This is a genomic window from Klebsiella grimontii, assembly GCF_042137965.1.
GTDB lineage: Bacteria > Pseudomonadota > Gammaproteobacteria > Enterobacterales > Enterobacteriaceae > Klebsiella > Klebsiella grimontii.
The window spans coordinates 3146539-3164463 of record NZ_CP169721.1; the positions used below are offsets into that span (position 1 = coordinate 3146539).

A 17925-nucleotide genomic window follows, 5' to 3' on the forward strand; every position below is an offset into this window, starting at 1 on the left:
CATTGGAAACAAAATCACCCTATAAATAATGAATTTTGTTCAAGAATATTTAATTCTACTTCAGCCTCATCAGGATGACTAACAAAACCTGTTAGGCCCTTCTCGCATGAAACGCCTTTAACGACAGAACCTGTAGGTGAGGTCAATTCATATCTAATATTTGATATTGGTTCTTGAGTTCTATCATCAACAAGAATAAAACTCCTTCGAAAAACATCACCAGGCCCTGGTAAAAATGGGATTTCTGGAGTCTGAGAATTACTTCCCGCAGCCATAGTCCGCTTCACTTTGCGTATATACGACGCCGTCGTACCATACTCGACCTTTCCGGCCTCAAGTCGCAGATAGCTTCCGCCGCCGATCAGCGTGATACGCTTCTTCCCGGCAAAGGAGATGTCACTCGCTGAGCTCAGCGTCAGCTTCTTCTCAGCAAACAACCGCAGACTGGCGTTCTGCGCCTGGACATCGATTGGCCCTTCCCCGGATTTCAGGCTCAACTGACCGGTGCGGGCAAAGAGTCCCAGTTTCTCACCGGTGAGCAGTGTCGCATTGCCCATCACTCCAACACTGAAGCCTTCTCCGGCGTTTACCGCCAGGTTCCGGCTGGCTGCCAGCTGCATATCTTCCCCGCTGGTCAGGACCATGCCTTCCGGCGCCGAGAAAAGCACCGCTTCTGTGCGGGGTTTGTCCGGGTCGAGGTCGTCACGGGTCAGTACCAGGCGCCAGCGGTTGTCCTTCTGATCCGGCCGGTTAAACAGCCCCACCACCGCCACGAACTGAGCGTCTTCATCCATGGGCATATTGAGTGTCACGCTGCCTTTGGGCATCACCAGCAGCGATTTTGACGCCAGTACGTCGTCTTTAAGTACCGTATCGGCATTACGCAGCAGCGTCTGGTAATCGGCGGCATCAGCCGCTTTACGATCCCTGAGCTGATAAACCCACGTCATAAGAGTAGTACTGGGTGAAAATAAAGGAATAGAAAATTGCGGAGCTAATAATCAATGGATTACCTTCTCTTAATCGAACTGATAATATGTTCAGCCATTTTTTCTATTTCGTCCTTATCCATTGGCGGCTGATTTTTAAGCTGACGGCTGTCCTGCATAACATAGAGCAGTAAATCTGGTTCCAGGTTTCTGGCTTTATGATTGCCCTGCACATAAGCCGCATAGCCATAGTTAATATAATTCATCCGGTTACTCACATGACCTTTATAGTCATATACTGGAACATTTTTGTATGTGCCTTTAACAAAAGTTCCGGTCCCGTCACGACCATCCATCTTAATTGAGCGCCACTTTGGTTTTATCAGCTCTTTTGAAGTTGCTCCCGCTTGGAAATCCCAGCTCCACAGCCAGGCCATGTAATCCTTCTCATTCAGGTCGTCTTCTTCTCCTGCCTGCGGATTCATCATCCCCAGGTCCTGGAAAAATATGGTCACATCTGGGTGATTTTTCAGACGGTAAGTGACGGCCATATTGCGTTTTTCATGTCCGGAATCCCCGGCGATAAAACCATAGGGTAAACAGAACCCCTGTTTTGCCGGAACTTCGTAGAGTTTGCGTGGCTGAAAACGTTTAAGCAATGAAAGCATCTCAGGTCTGCTTTTGTTCAGTTGCTCATCAAGTGATTGTACTTTATCTGCCTTTTTAAAAATAAACAGTCTGTTGCCATTGTTTACAAATAAAGAATAACCACCCGAATCAGTGGCTGAAAAAGCATTGTCGTAGTTATCGATACTGTACGCAAGTGATCTTTCAGCAATATCTTTTGGTAATACTGGAAGTTTCATTGATAATTTGTGGTTCCTTTTATCCCAGTAGTCCTGTATTCGATTGTCAGTACGCTCTTTAAATTCCTTTTCATATTTCAGCAAATCGATAGTCGATTTGTTTTCAGAGGAAACTACAACGTCATAATCTGCATAATGGAATACTGAGAATTGTGCCTGAACTGTGTCACCATTACTCTGATATCGATTTTCACTGAAAGATATTTTTGGAAACAAATAACGCGACACCAACGTGTTTTTTTGCCGCGCTGGATTTGCGAGTGGGTCAATGATTAAATTCACGGGATATAAAGCCACCTCCAAGCCATCAGGCAACAGCAACTGATAATAACCAATGCACTCACCCTTCCATTCCTGTGCAATAATACAATCAGAATAAACAAGGCAACCAAGTATAACAAGTGGTGGTAGTCCCTTCATGCCTGATTTACCTCATTATTATCACCGGCACTGTTATCCGCTAACAGCTGTGTATCGTCAGCAGATACAGCATTGCTGGCAATGAGCCGCATATTATATCGAATCATGTTATTCTCTCCTTCGGTCCAGTATATAGGCAGAGCAGTGAAATAACCTTTAATTGCATGCAGGGAACCGTCGTTCTGAAATTTATAATTTCGCCAAAAAATCTCTGAGAAGGGCATGCTACTTCTTACAAAACTTTTAATCTTGTCACCCGTGTTCATTACAGGCCATATTGAGGCGGGTATTTCATTAGTTTTTGTGCTTTCGGTATCAGAAACAGAAGGTGTTATTTCAGCAGGATAGGGATTGCTGTCAATATAATTTTTCGGAATAAAATCAAACACTATTTCATAGGTCTCAGCATTTTTTTTCGCCAACATCTGAATCTTCTCCCAGCCTTTTTTCAGTGCCGGTTTATCCAGCACATCTGCACACTCTCCCGCTGCGCTGCCCAGCCATTTACGCCATGCACTTTGTCTCAATTCGCGCGCAAAGTTTCGGGTCGGTGCAGCAACGCCCGTCCCATCCAGGTCCGTATAACAATGGGCTGTATCGGATATCAGTACCGCCAGCTCGGAGTCCCGGTCACCTTGCAGACTCCGGTCATTGATATTCGCACTTCCCACCAGAACATAGCGGTCATCGACAATCATCAGTTTACTGTGGACATATATCTGCTCTGTTACCGCCCTGCCGTTTAGTTCAACGTGGTCGCGCAGATTCAGCAGCGTCACATACTCATTGCATGCTTCCAGTGGAATGGTTTTATACTTATCGCCGCACTGCTCTTCCAGTTCAGTGATTTTCTTCCACCACTCCCTTCGCGGGACCGTCTGTAGTTCAAGTTGTTGTTTTACCCATAAGCTACGGCGAATACGGTTAAGCAGGCTCTGCGAACCAAAGACCAACGACTGTCGGGTTAAATGAATTTGCGCCACAATGGCCGGATCATCAAGCCGCCCCTCAGGATACACCGGCAGTACAATATACACATGGAACGCCTGCTGCATATGACTAAAGACTGCCCGTTTAATCCGGTCTCCTAGCCATTCCGCCACCGGATTTTGCGGTGTTTCATCATCAGGCAAGAGCCGGGTTGCCCAAGTATCCAAGGAAGGACTAATGCTTTTGGCCACCGGACTTAACTTACTCTCAGGGTCAATAGACGACGCCCCAAACGCCGAGACAAAGAACTGATTCTCAATATAAATATAGTGCTCCGCCTTGCTGATAAGCAGGTGGATACTGCGCAGGATATCATCCTGTTTGAGCCTGGCCTTTGGTGCGCTGTCCGGCATACGTTTATGTTCATCTTTACGCATGTCGAGTGAGGCACTGCGCAGCACCTGCACCTGGCAGCTGCCTTTTTTCTGTGGCGATGCTGCCGGAACCTCCAGTTCAGGAACAGAGGTTTTCAGCGAATGATCCGGATAGGGGTGACTATAACTGTTCCAGCGAAACACAAAGTTGCGCACCAGGTCATAGACCGCTGGCCCGTCAATTTGCATTTGGTAGTCCTGCCAGGGCATCCGGGGCTGGACCGTCGGGTCCAGACAGGTACTGTCCTTTGACGTAGCGGATGACTGCCAGAGCTTATGGGCGAGCACGTTATCAATAATGTGCTGTACACTGTCAGCCTGCCGACGTTCGGCTTTGTGCCGTTCATCCTGCTGGTTATCCCTCTGGAAACTCCCTGTCGGGATGACATATTCCTCCATGGGGTTATAACTGTTTTGCCGGGAAACAGGCGGGATACACGAATTGTACATATTCATGCCCTGTCGTCCGTCTGCATTTGCCTGCAAACCATAATGGTCATCATAGCGTCCATAGGCCAGGTCAATTCCGCCGACAAATGCCAGTTTTTCATCGACAATCACACATTTCTGATGATGCGAAAACATCATTCCGGATTTAGAGCCCGCACGCTGAACATAAAAAGCCTGCCTTCCGAGATGGGTATTCATCGCAGCAAATACCCGCTCTGTTGCCGCCGAATAGGTTTCTACCTGTGAGGGGTTATTCCACGGCATAATGTACACCTGCAGCTCTGGTGAAACCTTTACGGCTTCGAGTAATGCATCCACCAGGCGAACCCCTTCCGCTAATTGGGCATCCCAGTTAACCTGCCAGCCTGTGATGTAAATGCATTTTTGGGCCTGTTTAAAGGCAGTCAGTAACGCAGTAAAATAGGCTTTTCCCCCCAGGAAAGCCTGCACCGCATTACCTTCGGTATACTCGGCAAAGTTTTCTGATTGACGCTCCAGGCCACTGGTGTAATGTACCCAATGGTTGTGAGTTAACGTGGCTGTATAGCTCTTGTCGCTTTTGTCATCGAAATACACACTCCCCCGATTCATGCCATCATCAAGTTTTTGCACTGCCATCTTATTTTTCCTCCCTGAGTGAATCGAGTATTGCCCCGTTAATCTGTTGTTCATCCTGTATACATTGTTTCAACTTTTCTCCAGGTTGAATGTTGTCAGAGACCGAATTGAACATGCGATGGAATCCCATTGCATCCTGTGCGCAGAAGTCCTTTGCATCACTGCCTGTATCGGCAGGTATCATATTGAAATACAACCTGTGCGCGCGGTCACCAGCAACCATCCATAAACGGGACGAATACTGTGATGCCAGTTTTATCAGTTGCGCCTGTTGTGTTTCTGACTGGAGTACATTGCCAGCATCGTCCGTTTGTCCGTTCATAAGGACTTCATCGGTAGTAATGGCCTGCATGTAAGAGTCTGCCTCGACGATTTGCCACTGACGTACTGATTGTGCGAGTCCGTTTACTCCTGGCGCATCAGACAAACGGAGCACCGGCTTAAGGTTCTGACTGATCGGTTGAGAGGTGAATAAATCAACCAGTGGCATCACAGGCAGATTTAACGGCATACTCGCCGCCCCCGCCGCCATAGTCCTTTTCACCTTCCGTATATACGTCGCTGTCGTACCATACTCGACCTTTCCGGCCTCAAGTCGCAGATAGCTTCCGCCGCCGATCAGCGTGATACGTTTTTTTCCGGCAAAGGAGATGTCACTCGCTGAGCTCAGCGTCAGCTTCTTCTCAGCAAACAACCGCATGCTGGCGTTCTGCGCCTGGACATCTATTGGCCCTTCTCCGGATTTCAGGCTGACTTGCCCCGTCCGGGCAAACAGTCCCAGCTTCTCTCCGGCCAGAGCGGTCATATTGCCCATCACGCCAGCACTGAAGTCTTCTCCGGAGTTAACCGCCAGGTTCCGGCCAGCGGCCAGCTGCATATCTTCACCACTGGTCATGGCCATGCCTTCCGGGGCCGAGAAAAGCACCGCTTCATTGAGCGGTTTCAGCCGCTGCTCAAACATCTGTATCTGGCTGTCGACATCCGCCTTCAGCGCCTGCGCCTGTTCTGCGGCCATTTCCAGCTGTTGCAGTTGCTGATTAAGCCTGTCGATTTCCCTCAGCGCGGTATCCATATTCAGAGCATCACCCTGGGCTTTCGCCTGAGCATCCGCAGCGACAAAGAGTCCCTTCCCTGCTCTCAGGGTTCCCCACTCATCGGTGCGCAACTCTGTGCCCGTACCGCGACGTTGCCCCTGGCTGTCCACAAGGTGCCCGGTTTTGAGCTGTGTTTTCCCGTACTCCGTGGCGAGCTTGATGTGCTCCTCACCGCGCCTGTCTTCCATCCGCAGTTTGTTGTTCGCCGGAGTCCGCAGGATATTGCGGGTGTGATTGTCCCGGTTAACAAGGTCGGAATGTTCGGAGTCGTGCAGGGCATACGCTATATACGGCAGATCAATATCGCCGTTGCTGTACGCAATCGCCACTTCGGTGCCGTCGATGAGCGGCGTATGCCAGCCCAGTGTTTCACCGGCATAAGGTTTCGCCATTCGCAGCCACAGGTAACCGTAACCGGGTTCCGTCCCCTCCCGGTCGAAGTCCAGCTTCACCCGATAGCGCCCCTGCTCGTCCAGGTGTGCGTAGGTATCATTTTTTTCGCGACTTTCGATCCGGGCCGGAAGCGTACCGTGAATTTCCGGACGCGGCATTTCCGCCGGGCGGAAACAGTAACGTTCGGTGTAAGGCAGGCCCCACACCGACACATGCAGGCGGGAATCCCGGGCCCCCCGGAAGGTCACCAGGGTGAGGATCACGCCTTCTTTCAGGGCGGCAATAACATCGCCCTGCGGCTCCAGCACCTGCCCGGGCGTGAGATGGGCGGCGTTGCTGAACAGGTGAATACGGGCCGACCTGTTGAGCTCCCGCTCGTGGTGAAGTCGGGCCCAGAACGCGCCAGATTCGGTTTCCGGCTCCGGGTTTGCGTCATCACCCGCTTCACGATACGGTGCCGCGTAGCGGTAATGCTCCCCGGTGGTGACCGCATCATTATGCACGCTGACCGTCGCATCCATCGGCGTGCTGGCAGTCCGGTAGTTGTAATCACGCGTGACGACGGTGCCGGTGGCGATGTTGTGCCAGGTTCGGACATCCCAGACTGATTCTGCCGCGCCGTCATACAGACCCGATGGCTCGCTGTAGGGCAGTCGCACATCAAACTGATAGTTCAGCTGGCTGTCGGTCAGGATGTAGGTATCCAGACCACGCACGTCGTCCATCTCCGTGCGCCAGTAAATCCCCACCTCCGACAGAATCCGCTGGATGAACTGCAGGTCCGTTTCCCGCCACTGGGTAATCAGCTCCCGTGCCGGATAGGTGCGTTCCAGGCGAAACTCAAAGTCCGGGCCTTCAAGTCCGTGTTTGCGCAGCACCTGCTCAACCACCTCAGGAACGGACTGGTTCTGATATACCGCGCACTGTCGGGTGTAACCCAGGAGCGCCAGGCGGGAACTGAGCGTAAGCCGGTAGTGGGACTGGTCGTTTGAGGTTGAAAGCCATTCCAGGCGGGTCACCATGCCGTGAACACTTTTACCGCTCCGCATCCGGAAAGAGGCATATTTCATCAGTACCTGTTCCGGGGGGATGTTCGCCTCCGGGGAAGTGAACTCGATATCCCATCTGAATGGCTCGCTCAGTGCTTCCCTGCCACGAAAGCGCAGAACATCCGGCTTCACCGAACTGTCATTAATATCCAGAAAGTAACGGGTCTGTCCGTCAAAAAGCGCTGACCTGTTATCCATCACGTCACTCCTTTACCGGCACGAGGCCGAGCCAGCCATCACCCAGTTCAATTGTGCGGGGTTTGTCCGGGTCGAGGTCGTCACGGGTCAGTACCAGGCGCCAGCGGTTGTCCTTCTGATCCGGCCGGTTAAACAGACCCACCACCGCCACGAACTGAGCATTTTCATCCATAGGCATATTGAGCGTCACGCTGCCGTTGGGCATCACCAGCAGCTCTTTTGACGCCAGTACGTCGTCCTTCAGTACCGTATCGGCATTGCGCAGCAGCGTCTGATAATCGGCGGCATCAACCGCTTTACGATCCCTGAGCTGATAAACCCGCACCATTGTCGCCAGCGGCGTCTGTGCGCCATCGGCGTTAATGGCCGTGCGCGGGATAAAATCCAGATGCAGTGTTTTAATTTTCTTGTAGAAGAGGGATTTCGTGATGCTGACCGTACCGTCCGTGACGGTCTGCGTCAGACCGCAGCCTGCGAGCAGACCACAGGCAATAAGCGTCAGCGCCCACCAGCGGGTTACTGTTGCCATTCAAAAGTTCCTTTAGTGAAAGTGGGAGTACGTGATTAGTCGAAGCGGTAATGCCCGTCTTCAGCGGGCGGTAGCGCAGAACATTGCAGCCCTTCATAGCAGCCCAGACTGACGGTCAGACTCTCCCGGCTATTGCTGAGTTTGCCCGCTTTCAGACCCAACAAACCGGTACGGCCCAGTTGGATACGCCTGCCTTTGCCAAGGCGGGGCTCAGGCAACAACCGCACGGGTACGGTGAGGCGCAGTCGGGCGTCGCTACGGTAGCCGAGATAGACGCGCAGCAGGACCAGCAAATCAGTATGGAGGACGCCACCGGGTAACCAGCCTTCCGCCTCGTGCGGATCCTCAGTATCCAGGCTCACCAGTACCCGGCTGCATGCTTCCTTTGCCGTTTTGCCGAGCGTGGCCCGCTGCGAAAGACGGATGCGGTTTTCGGCCCCCAACCCACTGCGATTATTGATATGGACCTTAACCGGATCGGGTTCGGTGATAAATGCCCGGGTGTACGGTGCCAGCAGGCTCACCAGCGCCCGAATGCCTTCCGCATTGCGCGTGGGCAAACGCATGGTGCCCAGCAGGGCCAGGAAACGGGAAACGGGGGTTGCCACATGTTCCGCCGTGCCCGGTATACCGAGGCCCACCAGCCCCAGCAGACACTGTGATGTGGCATCCTGGCCACCGGCCTCGAAGGTCGCCGGCCAGGCGTATTTTCGCCAGATCCGGTAATACTGCGTGGTGATCCGGTGGCTGAAAATGTCCAGGAATGAGGTGACCGCCTCATGTCCTTCGCGGCGCTGCGCAATGTCATCCAGGTAGGATGTCGGCAGAGGGGAGTCCACGCCATACACCCCGAGAAATGTCGTGCGGACCGTTGGGGGTAATGTCGGATGGTCTTCGTCGGTCTCCACCGCTTTCAGGGTACTGACCGGGAAACCCATACCAGGCCAGGGTCTAAATCGTACCGGATCGTCGCCCGGATGGCTGGTGGTGCCCATTTTCGGCGCGTCCGGATTTTCCTGTTCCAGCAGCTGGCAGAAACGATAAAAATTGGCCCGCCAGATATCTTTGTTAAGGGCCAGCGTCAGCCTGGTACGTGCTGGCTGTGATTCTCGCGCCATCTCAGTCGTTTCCCTGTCGGTTGCAGCACCAGCGTGAGCTGGTTAAAGAGGTGAATATCGGCATAGAGCGCGAAGAACCGGTGCAGCATCTCCCCGAAGAGATTCACATCGCCCTCGCCTGCAAAATTATCCATATTCAGCGTGACCTCAATGTCCACGCCCCGGAGCATAAAGCCCTTCTCAAAACGGCGGATCAGGGTGTGCTTCACGGCGACGATTGCTTCAAGCCGACGGCGGTTCATTTCATCGTCGGTCCAGTCATAGAGCGCCAGCGTTCCCCGCAGAACCTCCGGATTGTCCATCATGCTGAGGAAGTTTGATCCGAGGTGACTCATCACCCGCCAGTGAAAACGATCGTTTGCAGGGGGATATAGCGGCATCGTCGGTGCTGTGACGTTCAGTACCCTGACGGGCACCTTGCCGGTTTTGACCACCCTGTCCAGGAGCGTACTTTCCAGCGCCTTACGCGGAAGCTGCCCGTTGGTACCGGTTATTCGCATCGAAATGGATTCTGGCTTTTCGGACAGCTGCTCCAGCTCGAACGAGCGCCCCCCGAGAATTATCCAGGTGTCATACAGGCCAGAGGGGCCGCGTTTCACGCGGGTATGGAAATAGCGTTCAGGGGCATCGTGGCGCATCATACCGCCCCGGTGCCTGAAGCTGGTGAACGGTACATAGGGGTGTTTGCCATTCTTCACCGCCCCATGGATGTTATCGACGCTGTAAATCTCGGTGTGACCATCCTGAAGACGCAGCGGCCTGAGCAGGTATTCGTTATCCAGCGGGTCAAGCGTCAGCGGATCGGCTTCCAGGGTAAAGAGATTGATGACCGGGGCACAGTGCAGCCGGAAGTTTTCTGTCTCAAAAGGCAGATCGGATGACCAGGCTTCACTGAGCACAATGTCGACTTCAAACCAGGTGCTGGCCGTAGTGAGCCCGATGGCGTCGAGACCGCGCAGCTCAACAAACATAAATTTCGAACGGAAGCTGAAATATTCCAGCAGCAGTTGATAACCGCTGAAGGCAGTATCGGCTTTCTTCCACAGGCCATCATTGTCATCAAAGCCCATGGGTTTGCACCAGCCGTCAAACTGATGACGTTCAGTGTGCGTCCCGGCATGACGCGCATACATGGCGTGGACACGACGGGTCATTGCCAGATGCAGCGCTGAGCTAACCGGACTTTCTGCGTTAAGAAAAATGGCGACTTTGTCGATCCCGGCTTTACTCCAGTCCACTTTTTCAGGGCATTCAAAGCGCAGGCGAATAGCAGAGCGGCCATCGTTTTCTGTGTGCAGGCGGGCGTCGGCAAGGTGCAGCGGTTGTAGCGGCACATCGCGGGTGGTCCGATACTGGCAGGCTGTTTTATGCGGCCCGACAGGGCGTGACAAAACGGAGAAACCTTCCGCCAGCATTTCGGCCTGACGCAGACTGCGCCAGTCAGGCGAGAACTCGACGATGGCCAGCGACGGGATAGTCCGCATATAGTGCGGCCAGAGCAAGCTAACCAGCCCTTCGGTCAGTTCCGGCAGGTCATCATCCAGCTTTTCACGCAAACGGCCCATCAGGAAGGCAAAGCCTTCAAACAGGCGTTCTACATAAGGATCGCGGGCGCCGGGTTTATCCAGATTAAGCATCGCTGCCCGATCCGGATGGGCTCGGGCAAACTCTTTACCCGCCTCACGCAGATAGCGCATCTCTGCTTCGTAATAGCGCAGGGTTAAATCATCCATGCACGGCATTCCTGAAAATTGTTAATGAGAAAATCAGCCACAGAGCACCATGGCACGGGCCGGGTCAATGGCGATCAGACCCGCCAATAGCGTATCCATCTCAGGCATCAGACGGGCTTTATCAGATTCGCTGCGACCGGCTTTCATGCGCAGCAGCTTCAGGCGTCGGGCCTGGACTTCAAACAACAGAGCGGGCTCCCAGTCTCCCAGCGTCAGCAGTGGCGCACGGGCAGTGAGTTCACCAAGCAGATGAAGCGCCATATCGTTTCGGCCATACTGCTCGGCCACCCGGGCCATCAGCAGGCGTATCAGCCAGCGATGGCGGGGGGTATCCATCCCCGGTCGGGACTGGAGCCAGGCAAGCGCCGCTTCGGGCCCTTCCGTGTCTCCCTTCTCCATAGCTTCGGGCTCAAGGAGCAGCACATCATCAGCCTGACCATTAACAACGGTAGCGGGTTCATCGCCGTACATCAGGCCTTCTTCATTTACTTTTTCAGTAATCCAGGCGGTGGTGACTTCGTCGGCAAAGGGGGTGCCGTCATTCCATGCCAGCCCTTCAAGGCCCGGGAGGCGTTTAAGCAGCAGCCGCAGATCGAACAGGACGGAGTCAGCCCAGGTATCCCAGGGCTGACCGGCATGGCTGAGCCCCTGCCAGAGGTACCACTGAAGATCGAGCCAGAAATGATTGACCCCTTCGCAATACATCTGGCTGGCCTGCTCAACCAGTTCGGTCCAGTTTTTCTGAAGATATAGCCGTTTAAGTTGAGCACGATACTCGGGTTTCGGCGCTACCAGGCGGGTACGACCACTACTGTCGAGTGGGGGGTTCTGATCGACCGTATCCCACCGCACGGTCTTTATCAGCCGGTGAGAAGCCAGCCAGCCCTGCGGTTGTTCGCTCAGCCAGCGGGAAAGTAACTTTGCCTGGTCGAGTAGATCGCGGCCCGATTTCACTGCTGACAGTTGTGGTGAATCTGAATGGGTTGATTCACGCCCGAGCTCCTGGGCGCTGCTGTTCTGGGGAACCAGAGCCTCCATGCCGCCTGAATGTGCCAGGCGGTTTTCAAGAGCGGTACAAAGCCCTGCAAAAGACGGTTTTTCCGCTTCCGGCAAGTCAGCCACGGCGGATTCAAGCAGGTGTATGGCGCCAGCCGTCAGACCGGCATCATTGTGGTCCACCTCGGGCCATAACAGCAGTGCATCAATCACTTTTGCACTGTTCAGCCACCCCAGCGCAGCTTTACGGGCAACCGGACGCTGGGGATGACATGTCTGCCCGTAGCGGTTCAGCATCGCGACAAGAAGCAGTAGGCCTTCGGACAACCCTTTTTCACCGTCGCGGCTGAGTCGGGCCAGTACGTACCAGGTCACGACACGAATATCTTTGGCGCATTCGCAAAGACACTTCTGGGCCAGCTCGCACAACAGCGCTGAATCGGTACCTGAAAGTTTATTAATCTCTTCACGCATCAGCTGAAAATTATCATCGTATGCAGGATCGTCCCCCGCTTCCGTTTCAGGGTTGATGGGTTTTAACCAGTTATCCCAGAGTGTCAGGGCGTCATTTGCCCGGGAGATGAGGCGCTGCCTCTCTTCCAGGCTGGTGGCGCAGGCAGTTAACAGATCTTCCGGTGAACTCATTCTTTTTCCCGTTTGTTAGTTTCTTTCATAAACCTCACGACCGCTTCCAGACAATCGTCGTCCTAGCCATTGACGATTTGCGATGGCTTCCATTTCAGCAGCATACTTTTCTCCTCCCCCTGAGTGGGTTTGCCAGTGGGCTTTTCTGACATGGGGGCGAAGGCGCTGATGGGCGTGGAGGGGCTGTCCCCTGAGGTACTGGCTTCAGGCGCTCGCGGTGCCTGCCTGAGCGCGGAACCGGCCCGGTCGCCCGCAAAAATCTGCACCGGCTTGTCCGGGGGATGAGGCGTTGATGCTTTTCGACGCCTCTTGGCGCTGGTCTCCGAGCAAAGCCAGAACAGCGCGCCAGAATCCACAGATCCCCTCCTCCTGCTGACTGATAGCCGTGGAGACAGGATCGGTTAACGCGAGATATTCCATCCCCATCGGAATGTGCTCCCGGAAAAGCGGATCCTGAGCGAGCGTCAGGGCGAGCAGCGCATCCGTCTGGTTATCATGATCGGCAAGGGTGAAAAATGCGCCCATCAGCGCACCCTGGCCTTCAGCAAAGACCGTGTCAGCCGGAAAATCGAGCCAGAATCCCCAGAATGGCAGGCGGCGAAGCATTTCTCCTGACAGTGCGTCGGTCTGGCGGGTTTCTCCCAGGATCCGAAAGAGAGACTCATCGCAGTGGAGAAGTGTTTTACCGGTTCGCCAGGCCGCAAGCGTCATATAAACGATATGCGGCGAGAAATCTTTCATGAGCGCGGACAAAGGAATCCTTCCTCAGACGCTGGATTATGCTTCAGCCAATCACTGAGCCAGGCCCGACACTACCGAAGGTCATAAACTACCTGGGGGCTGGTGATTCGTCCTCCCGCCACTTATCCACCATGTTGAAAATACCCGGAGACCAGCCTTCCACCTGTTTTGCGAAAGCGAGTGCCGGATGAAGTTTCCCGCCCATCGTTTTTAGCGCTCTTCTGCGCCAGGTGCGACGTTGAAGATAGTGTCAGGCAGCGTGAATCCCTGAAGCTTCAGTAACGCAAGAGGGCCGTTGCCGAGTTCACTGCGCATCACAAACTTCAGAGGATTGCCGTCGGCGGTGATCCACACCAGCTGTGTACGGCTGGCATCGAGTGGTGTGATCAGGGCTGTGTCCAGCAGGCGAATGAAGCCCCAGTTCCCCTGGTTACTGGCGTAGAGTTGCATACCACTGCTTACACTACGCCAGCGGAGGCTGACGCCCGGGTAGTACGTATTCCCCGGCCAGGTAAAGCTCTGCCAGCTTTCCATCTGGTTAAAGAAATCCAGATTTTGCTCGTCAAGCGTCAACTGCATACGGGCTATATCACGGGAAGGACGCGCCATCAGTTCAAAGTGAATACCCGCATCGCCCTGAGCAAAAACGATATCCGCCAGTTCAGCCAGCAGATTAATTGCCCGCAGGAAATCCGGGCTCACCTCCATCCCCTGACTTGCTGAAGGATCGACCACCCAGCGATTCCCCTCCTGGTGAAGGATCCCGCCAAGATTAGTTTTCAGGAAGCTAGTGATTCGCCCCGAATCACTGCGCAGGAACTGAGCCAGTAACGGCAGGGAGGCATCGCTGCCGGTAGCTTTAAACGGATAGCGACCGGCAAACGCTTTGTTCCATTGATCGACAATAGTTGTCTGCCAGCGGTTATTAAGGCTTCCTGCAGCCGGAGCAAGTATCTGTCTCCAGGCCAGATCCAGCGGTTGCACAAACAATGACTGGCCGAACCCGTTCCACTCCTGACCCAGGCTTGCCGCCACCAGACTGCTATAGTCACGCGTATCCGTCAGATCGATAGCTTTACCCTGGAACACAGTCTGGGCCAGCATCTGCGACATAGCCTGCGGATCCGGGGCGCTAGTGACCTGCTGAAGCTTCAGCCTCACCTGGGTAACACGGGCCAGCCAGGATTGGAAACTGAGATTACCGTTGCTACCGGTCCCCTCTTTACCCTCCATCAGACCCATCAGCGGTCCAAACACGCCATCGAGCGGACCTTTAGGGCCCTGTGCCTGTTCAATAAACTGTCTGGCATTTTTTTTCTGACCGATCAGCTTTTTCGCTGAGTCCACTATCGAATCAGCCAGTGCCTCACTCTTCTGCCCCGTTTTCCCCTGCCAGGCCAGCGTGTTCATCAGTGCCACCAGCGGGGACTGGCGGACGTCGCCGATCAGGTTGAGCTGGGCAATAGCTTCTGAAAGTGAAGTTGCATCCTGCCACTGAATGCTGTTGACCATATTCAGCCAGGCATTGCCAAAATCGGTAAAGTAACGTTCGATCAGCCGGGCCTTCAGTGCTTCCGGGGAAATATCGCTCCCTGTCTGATGGATTTTATCCGTCAGTACCCAGTCGATTTCGTCACGGCGGGTTTTAACGACCTCGTTGATCGCATCCTGTACCTGCTCTTCCCAGGCCTGGCGCGTAAACATACCCGGGACGACTTCGTCCGTGCTGAATACCGTTGAGGCATCGGTATCGCCGGTCATATCGGCAAGCGTTAAATCAGGCCAGTTGCTGGCCACGCGCTTAAGCATGTCCTGGTACAACCCGGACTCAGCGTTACGCTGGCCTATCTGTTTAAGCAGGATCTGGCGGACCGTGCCGATTAATTCAGCGTCAGGCTTAATTTTCCATTCGGGGTGTGCAGGAAGATTCTGCGCATAAAAGCCCAGCAGCTTCGGGGCGAGGTCCTGCCAGGTACCATCCGGTACATTCTGACGTTTCGGCCAGGCGACCAGTACGTTTTTTGCCAGCCAACCTGCGTCCGCTTTATCCGGACGGGCCAGCATCAGATAACTTTTCAGCATGTCATAGGTGTGCTGTGTGCCCTGTGTTCGGGCATCACTGGCAGGAGGAAGTTGCACAAAGGCATTCAGCTGCTGCCTGAGATTCTCTGCGGTGGCATCCCTCATCAGCTGTGCGTTATTTGTAGCATACAGGGGCCAGAGTGCGGCCAGCGTGTCGCTGTCTTGATTAAGACCAAATCGTGTGTACCATGGAGCGCCGGTCGCCTCACGATGTTGCAGACGGGCAATGGCTTGCTGGAGTACGAGCTGGTTGTGCAGGCGTTCAGCCAGTGTTTTTGCAGTATCCGCTGCCTGCCTCGCCGTTTCCTGCGCCTGATAAATCTGGGTACGGTTAACGATCAGGGACAACAGTGTACCGGCCCCCCACAGGACAATCAGGGAAAGCAAAATTAACCGCAGCATCTTTAGCCAGCCGATACCCAGTTTCCTGCCGCTGACCGCATCACAGTCATCAATGACGGCTTTCCATGTCGGGGTGTCCAGACGTGTGTTCGGCACCGTTCCGGCAACAGCCAGTTCAGGGCTGAACATGACCCCCCGTAAACGAAAGGCCGCAGATCCCTGCATCAACCCGCTGAGCAAAACGGTCAGACTGCCTTTCAGTTCGTGCCGCAGGTGGGAGGATAACTGTAGCAGGCTGCCATGCGCCGGATTATTCAGTATCTGTGCTATACCGGCTTTTTGCAGGCGTTGCGTCAGTATGCTAAACGCCTCATCCGCCTCTTTTACGGTGCCTCCCGGTCCGAAAATAACCCCTGTTGCAGTGGTTTCCTCGTCCTGCTGAGCCCCCGTTGCCTTGTCAGTCAGCCACAACCAGACTGGGGCCTGCCAGCCCAGCAGATGGTCGGCTTTCTGGCGACAGCGCAAAAAGGCATCCCGTTCGATATCCGTCGGGAGGGCTGAGGTACTTATCACCTGAATGATGCTATCAACCGGATGACCAGGACGCAGGCGTTTCAGTTTTGACAGGAAGATCTCATCCGGAAGCGACTGGGCGTCGCCGCCATAAATCAGTACGTTGCCGTCGCCTTCCTGCCAGAGGTCATGACACAGGCCCGGGGCCGCGTTGTGGACGTCGTCCGGGTTGCCCATAACCAAAAGGAGACGCACTTTACGCTTCCAGCGGCGTCCATAGCGAAAGCGCAGGTGTTCGGACACGACGTCTTCGCTGAAAACGGGTTCATCATCGTCTTCTTCACTGGGAATTGGGTTCGTCAACGGAGCGGCAGTCTCAGCCTTTTTCTGCCCCCACTGGAAATACAACCCGGATTTACCCGCGTGGTCGAAAGCCTTCTCTATCAGCCAGCCGAGTAAAAACAACGCGGCAACCAGTATGGCGCAGAATGTGAGTATTCGTTGACCGTCATACGGTCCGAAGCCGGTGCCCGAGGCTACGTTTTCCGGAAAGGCATAAAACAGAAATGCCACGATGACTGTCAGAAAAAAGGCGACAGTCACAACGGAGCCGATGAGTGTTTTTACTTTTACCTTAGACATTCTTAGGCGATTCCTTGCGAACTTCTTCTTTGGTGATGACGGCGATCCAGATGTCGTCTTTATCAGCGGCGGGTTGTGCGGCGATAACCTGCGGGCCTCGTTGTTCAACGTCAGCATTGGCAAGCGTGATGACCAGCCATGGAGCCGCATGGCCCGTGTATCCCAGAACTGGATCGATACTGAAGTTGTCCTCTGAAAGGCTAAATTCCACCCCGCTCTGCTCGCAGGCATTATTCCAGCCGCTTCCAGCGGTCAATGTGGGACCGGAGATCCAGCTTCCTTTGAGTTCATCTGGCCTGGTCTTCGCCCAGAGCAGCGCCCGGGTGAGTGTCTTTGTGAGCGTTGATTCTGCTCCCCTTTCGGGGCGATGAAGGCGTAGTGCATCCGGCCAGGCGTGGGCTTTGCGGTTGCTCAATACCACCATCGAGATGGCATCAGCATCTTCTTCCCGGGGAGACGCGGGTAACGACAGAGTGATGGCAACCAGAATGCTCGGATTGTCCCATCGCTTGTCCAGCCAGGCATCGAGTGCGCTCAACCCTTTTCCGGACATCAGGCGAAAAATCCTGCCGGTCTTTAGTGAGAGAGCGGCCTTAAGCTGCTCTTCAATCAAGGGGTACAGGTCGTTATCACAATCCAGCACCAGCCAGCATGGCAACTCCGGCGGAAGCGGCTGAACGATCCCTTCTACACGCGTGGTCAGTTTAGTCACCGCTGCTGTCAGGGCCTTTGTTAAATCAGCCTGGTATTCTGTTAATGCCGCGTATCTGACCGGTTTGTCACATCCTCTTGGGCGGGAGAAGTCGATAGCGGGTGCTGCGACTTTCATTGCCTCAAGCAGGTCATCGGTTTTGTTTCCGGCCGGGGCCTGAATGTATGTACCGAGGATCCAGGCACAGCGCTGACCGCGAAGAATTTCACTGTCAATAAGCGCTTCTCGCTGTACATTTCGGGACTCGGCTCCCACCTGTTCGGCTTTGTAGGCAAACCGGCGTAAGCCGAAAATAAGCCCCCAGGTGCACAATGGAAGACCCAGCGCGGTGAACCAGAAGACAAATACGGTTCGCTCTGACGTCCAGCACCATAGCGTGAGCGCTATGCCCCCCAGCATGACAAACGCGAGGAATAGCAGCCAACGGCCGGTGCCGGGACGCGCTACCTTAGGAGCCTTTTCAGGAATGGCATCCAGCCAGACGGGCATAA

10 protein-coding genes and 1 pseudogene are annotated in these 17925 nt (G+C 54.3%); all 11 read right to left on the reverse strand.

All coding sequences use genetic code 11. The annotated features are described in order from the left end of the window. Nucleotides 1–14 precede the first annotated feature (14 nt). Nucleotides 15–902 (reverse strand): annotated as a pseudogene (locus ACE3MN_RS14875) (DUF2345 domain-containing protein); the annotation flags it as partial. A gap of 107 nt (nucleotides 903–1009) precedes the next feature. Next, nucleotides 1010–2215 (reverse strand): T6SS immunity protein Tli4 family protein, encoded by a 1206-nt coding sequence (locus tag ACE3MN_RS14880; RefSeq protein ID WP_064411777.1) that lies wholly within the window; start codon nucleotides 2213–2215, stop codon nucleotides 1010–1012. After that, nucleotides 2212–4647 (reverse strand): phospholipase D-like domain-containing protein, encoded by a 2436-nt coding sequence (locus ACE3MN_RS14885; RefSeq protein WP_289468477.1) that lies wholly within the window; start codon nucleotides 4645–4647, stop codon nucleotides 2212–2214. The genes ACE3MN_RS14880 and ACE3MN_RS14885 overlap by 4 nt, the downstream gene beginning before the upstream one ends. 1 nt (nucleotide 4648) lies before the next feature. After that, entirely contained in the window at nucleotides 4649–7381 is a 2733-nt protein-coding gene (locus ACE3MN_RS14890) for a type VI secretion system Vgr family protein (protein WP_102650171.1), read from the reverse strand. Between the two features lie 4 nt (nucleotides 7382–7385). Beyond that, nucleotides 7386–7910, reverse strand: a complete 525-nt coding sequence (gene tssJ, locus ACE3MN_RS14895) for a type VI secretion system lipoprotein TssJ (RefSeq protein ID WP_049130571.1) — start codon at nucleotides 7908–7910, stop codon at nucleotides 7386–7388. 35 nt (nucleotides 7911–7945) lie between these two features. After that, nucleotides 7946–9028 carry a type VI secretion system baseplate subunit TssG gene (tssG, locus tag ACE3MN_RS14900; protein ID WP_098067293.1) on the reverse strand — a complete coding sequence of 361 codons (1083 nt, stop codon included), beginning with the start codon at nucleotides 9026–9028 and terminating at the stop codon, nucleotides 7946–7948. Beyond that, complete coding sequence (gene tssF, locus ACE3MN_RS14905; RefSeq protein WP_082236747.1) at nucleotides 8992–10761, reverse strand: type VI secretion system baseplate subunit TssF; 1770 nt, start codon at nucleotides 10759–10761, stop codon at nucleotides 8992–8994. The genes tssG and tssF overlap by 37 nt, the downstream gene beginning before the upstream one ends. A gap of 33 nt (nucleotides 10762–10794) precedes the next feature. Beyond that, the gene (tssA, locus tag ACE3MN_RS14910) at nucleotides 10795–12402 is read right to left on the reverse strand and encodes a type VI secretion system protein TssA (RefSeq protein WP_098067291.1); all 1608 of its coding nucleotides are present in this window, start codon (nucleotides 12400–12402) and stop codon (nucleotides 10795–10797) included. A gap of 204 nt (nucleotides 12403–12606) precedes the next feature. Further along, on the reverse strand, nucleotides 12607–13155 hold the full coding sequence (locus ACE3MN_RS14915; protein ID WP_142385543.1) for a hypothetical protein: 549 nt from the start codon (nucleotides 13153–13155) through the stop codon (nucleotides 12607–12609). A gap of 198 nt (nucleotides 13156–13353) precedes the next feature. Beyond that, nucleotides 13354–16722 carry an ImcF-related family protein gene (locus ACE3MN_RS14920; protein WP_102650169.1) on the reverse strand — a complete coding sequence of 1123 codons (3369 nt, stop codon included), beginning with the start codon at nucleotides 16720–16722 and terminating at the stop codon, nucleotides 13354–13356. Continuing rightward, the gene (locus ACE3MN_RS14925) at nucleotides 16715–17923 is read right to left on the reverse strand and encodes a hypothetical protein (protein WP_102650168.1); all 1209 of its coding nucleotides are present in this window, start codon (nucleotides 17921–17923) and stop codon (nucleotides 16715–16717) included. Before ACE3MN_RS14925 ends, ACE3MN_RS14920 begins: the two co-directional genes overlap by 8 nt. Between the last annotated feature and the right edge of the window lie 2 nt (nucleotides 17924–17925).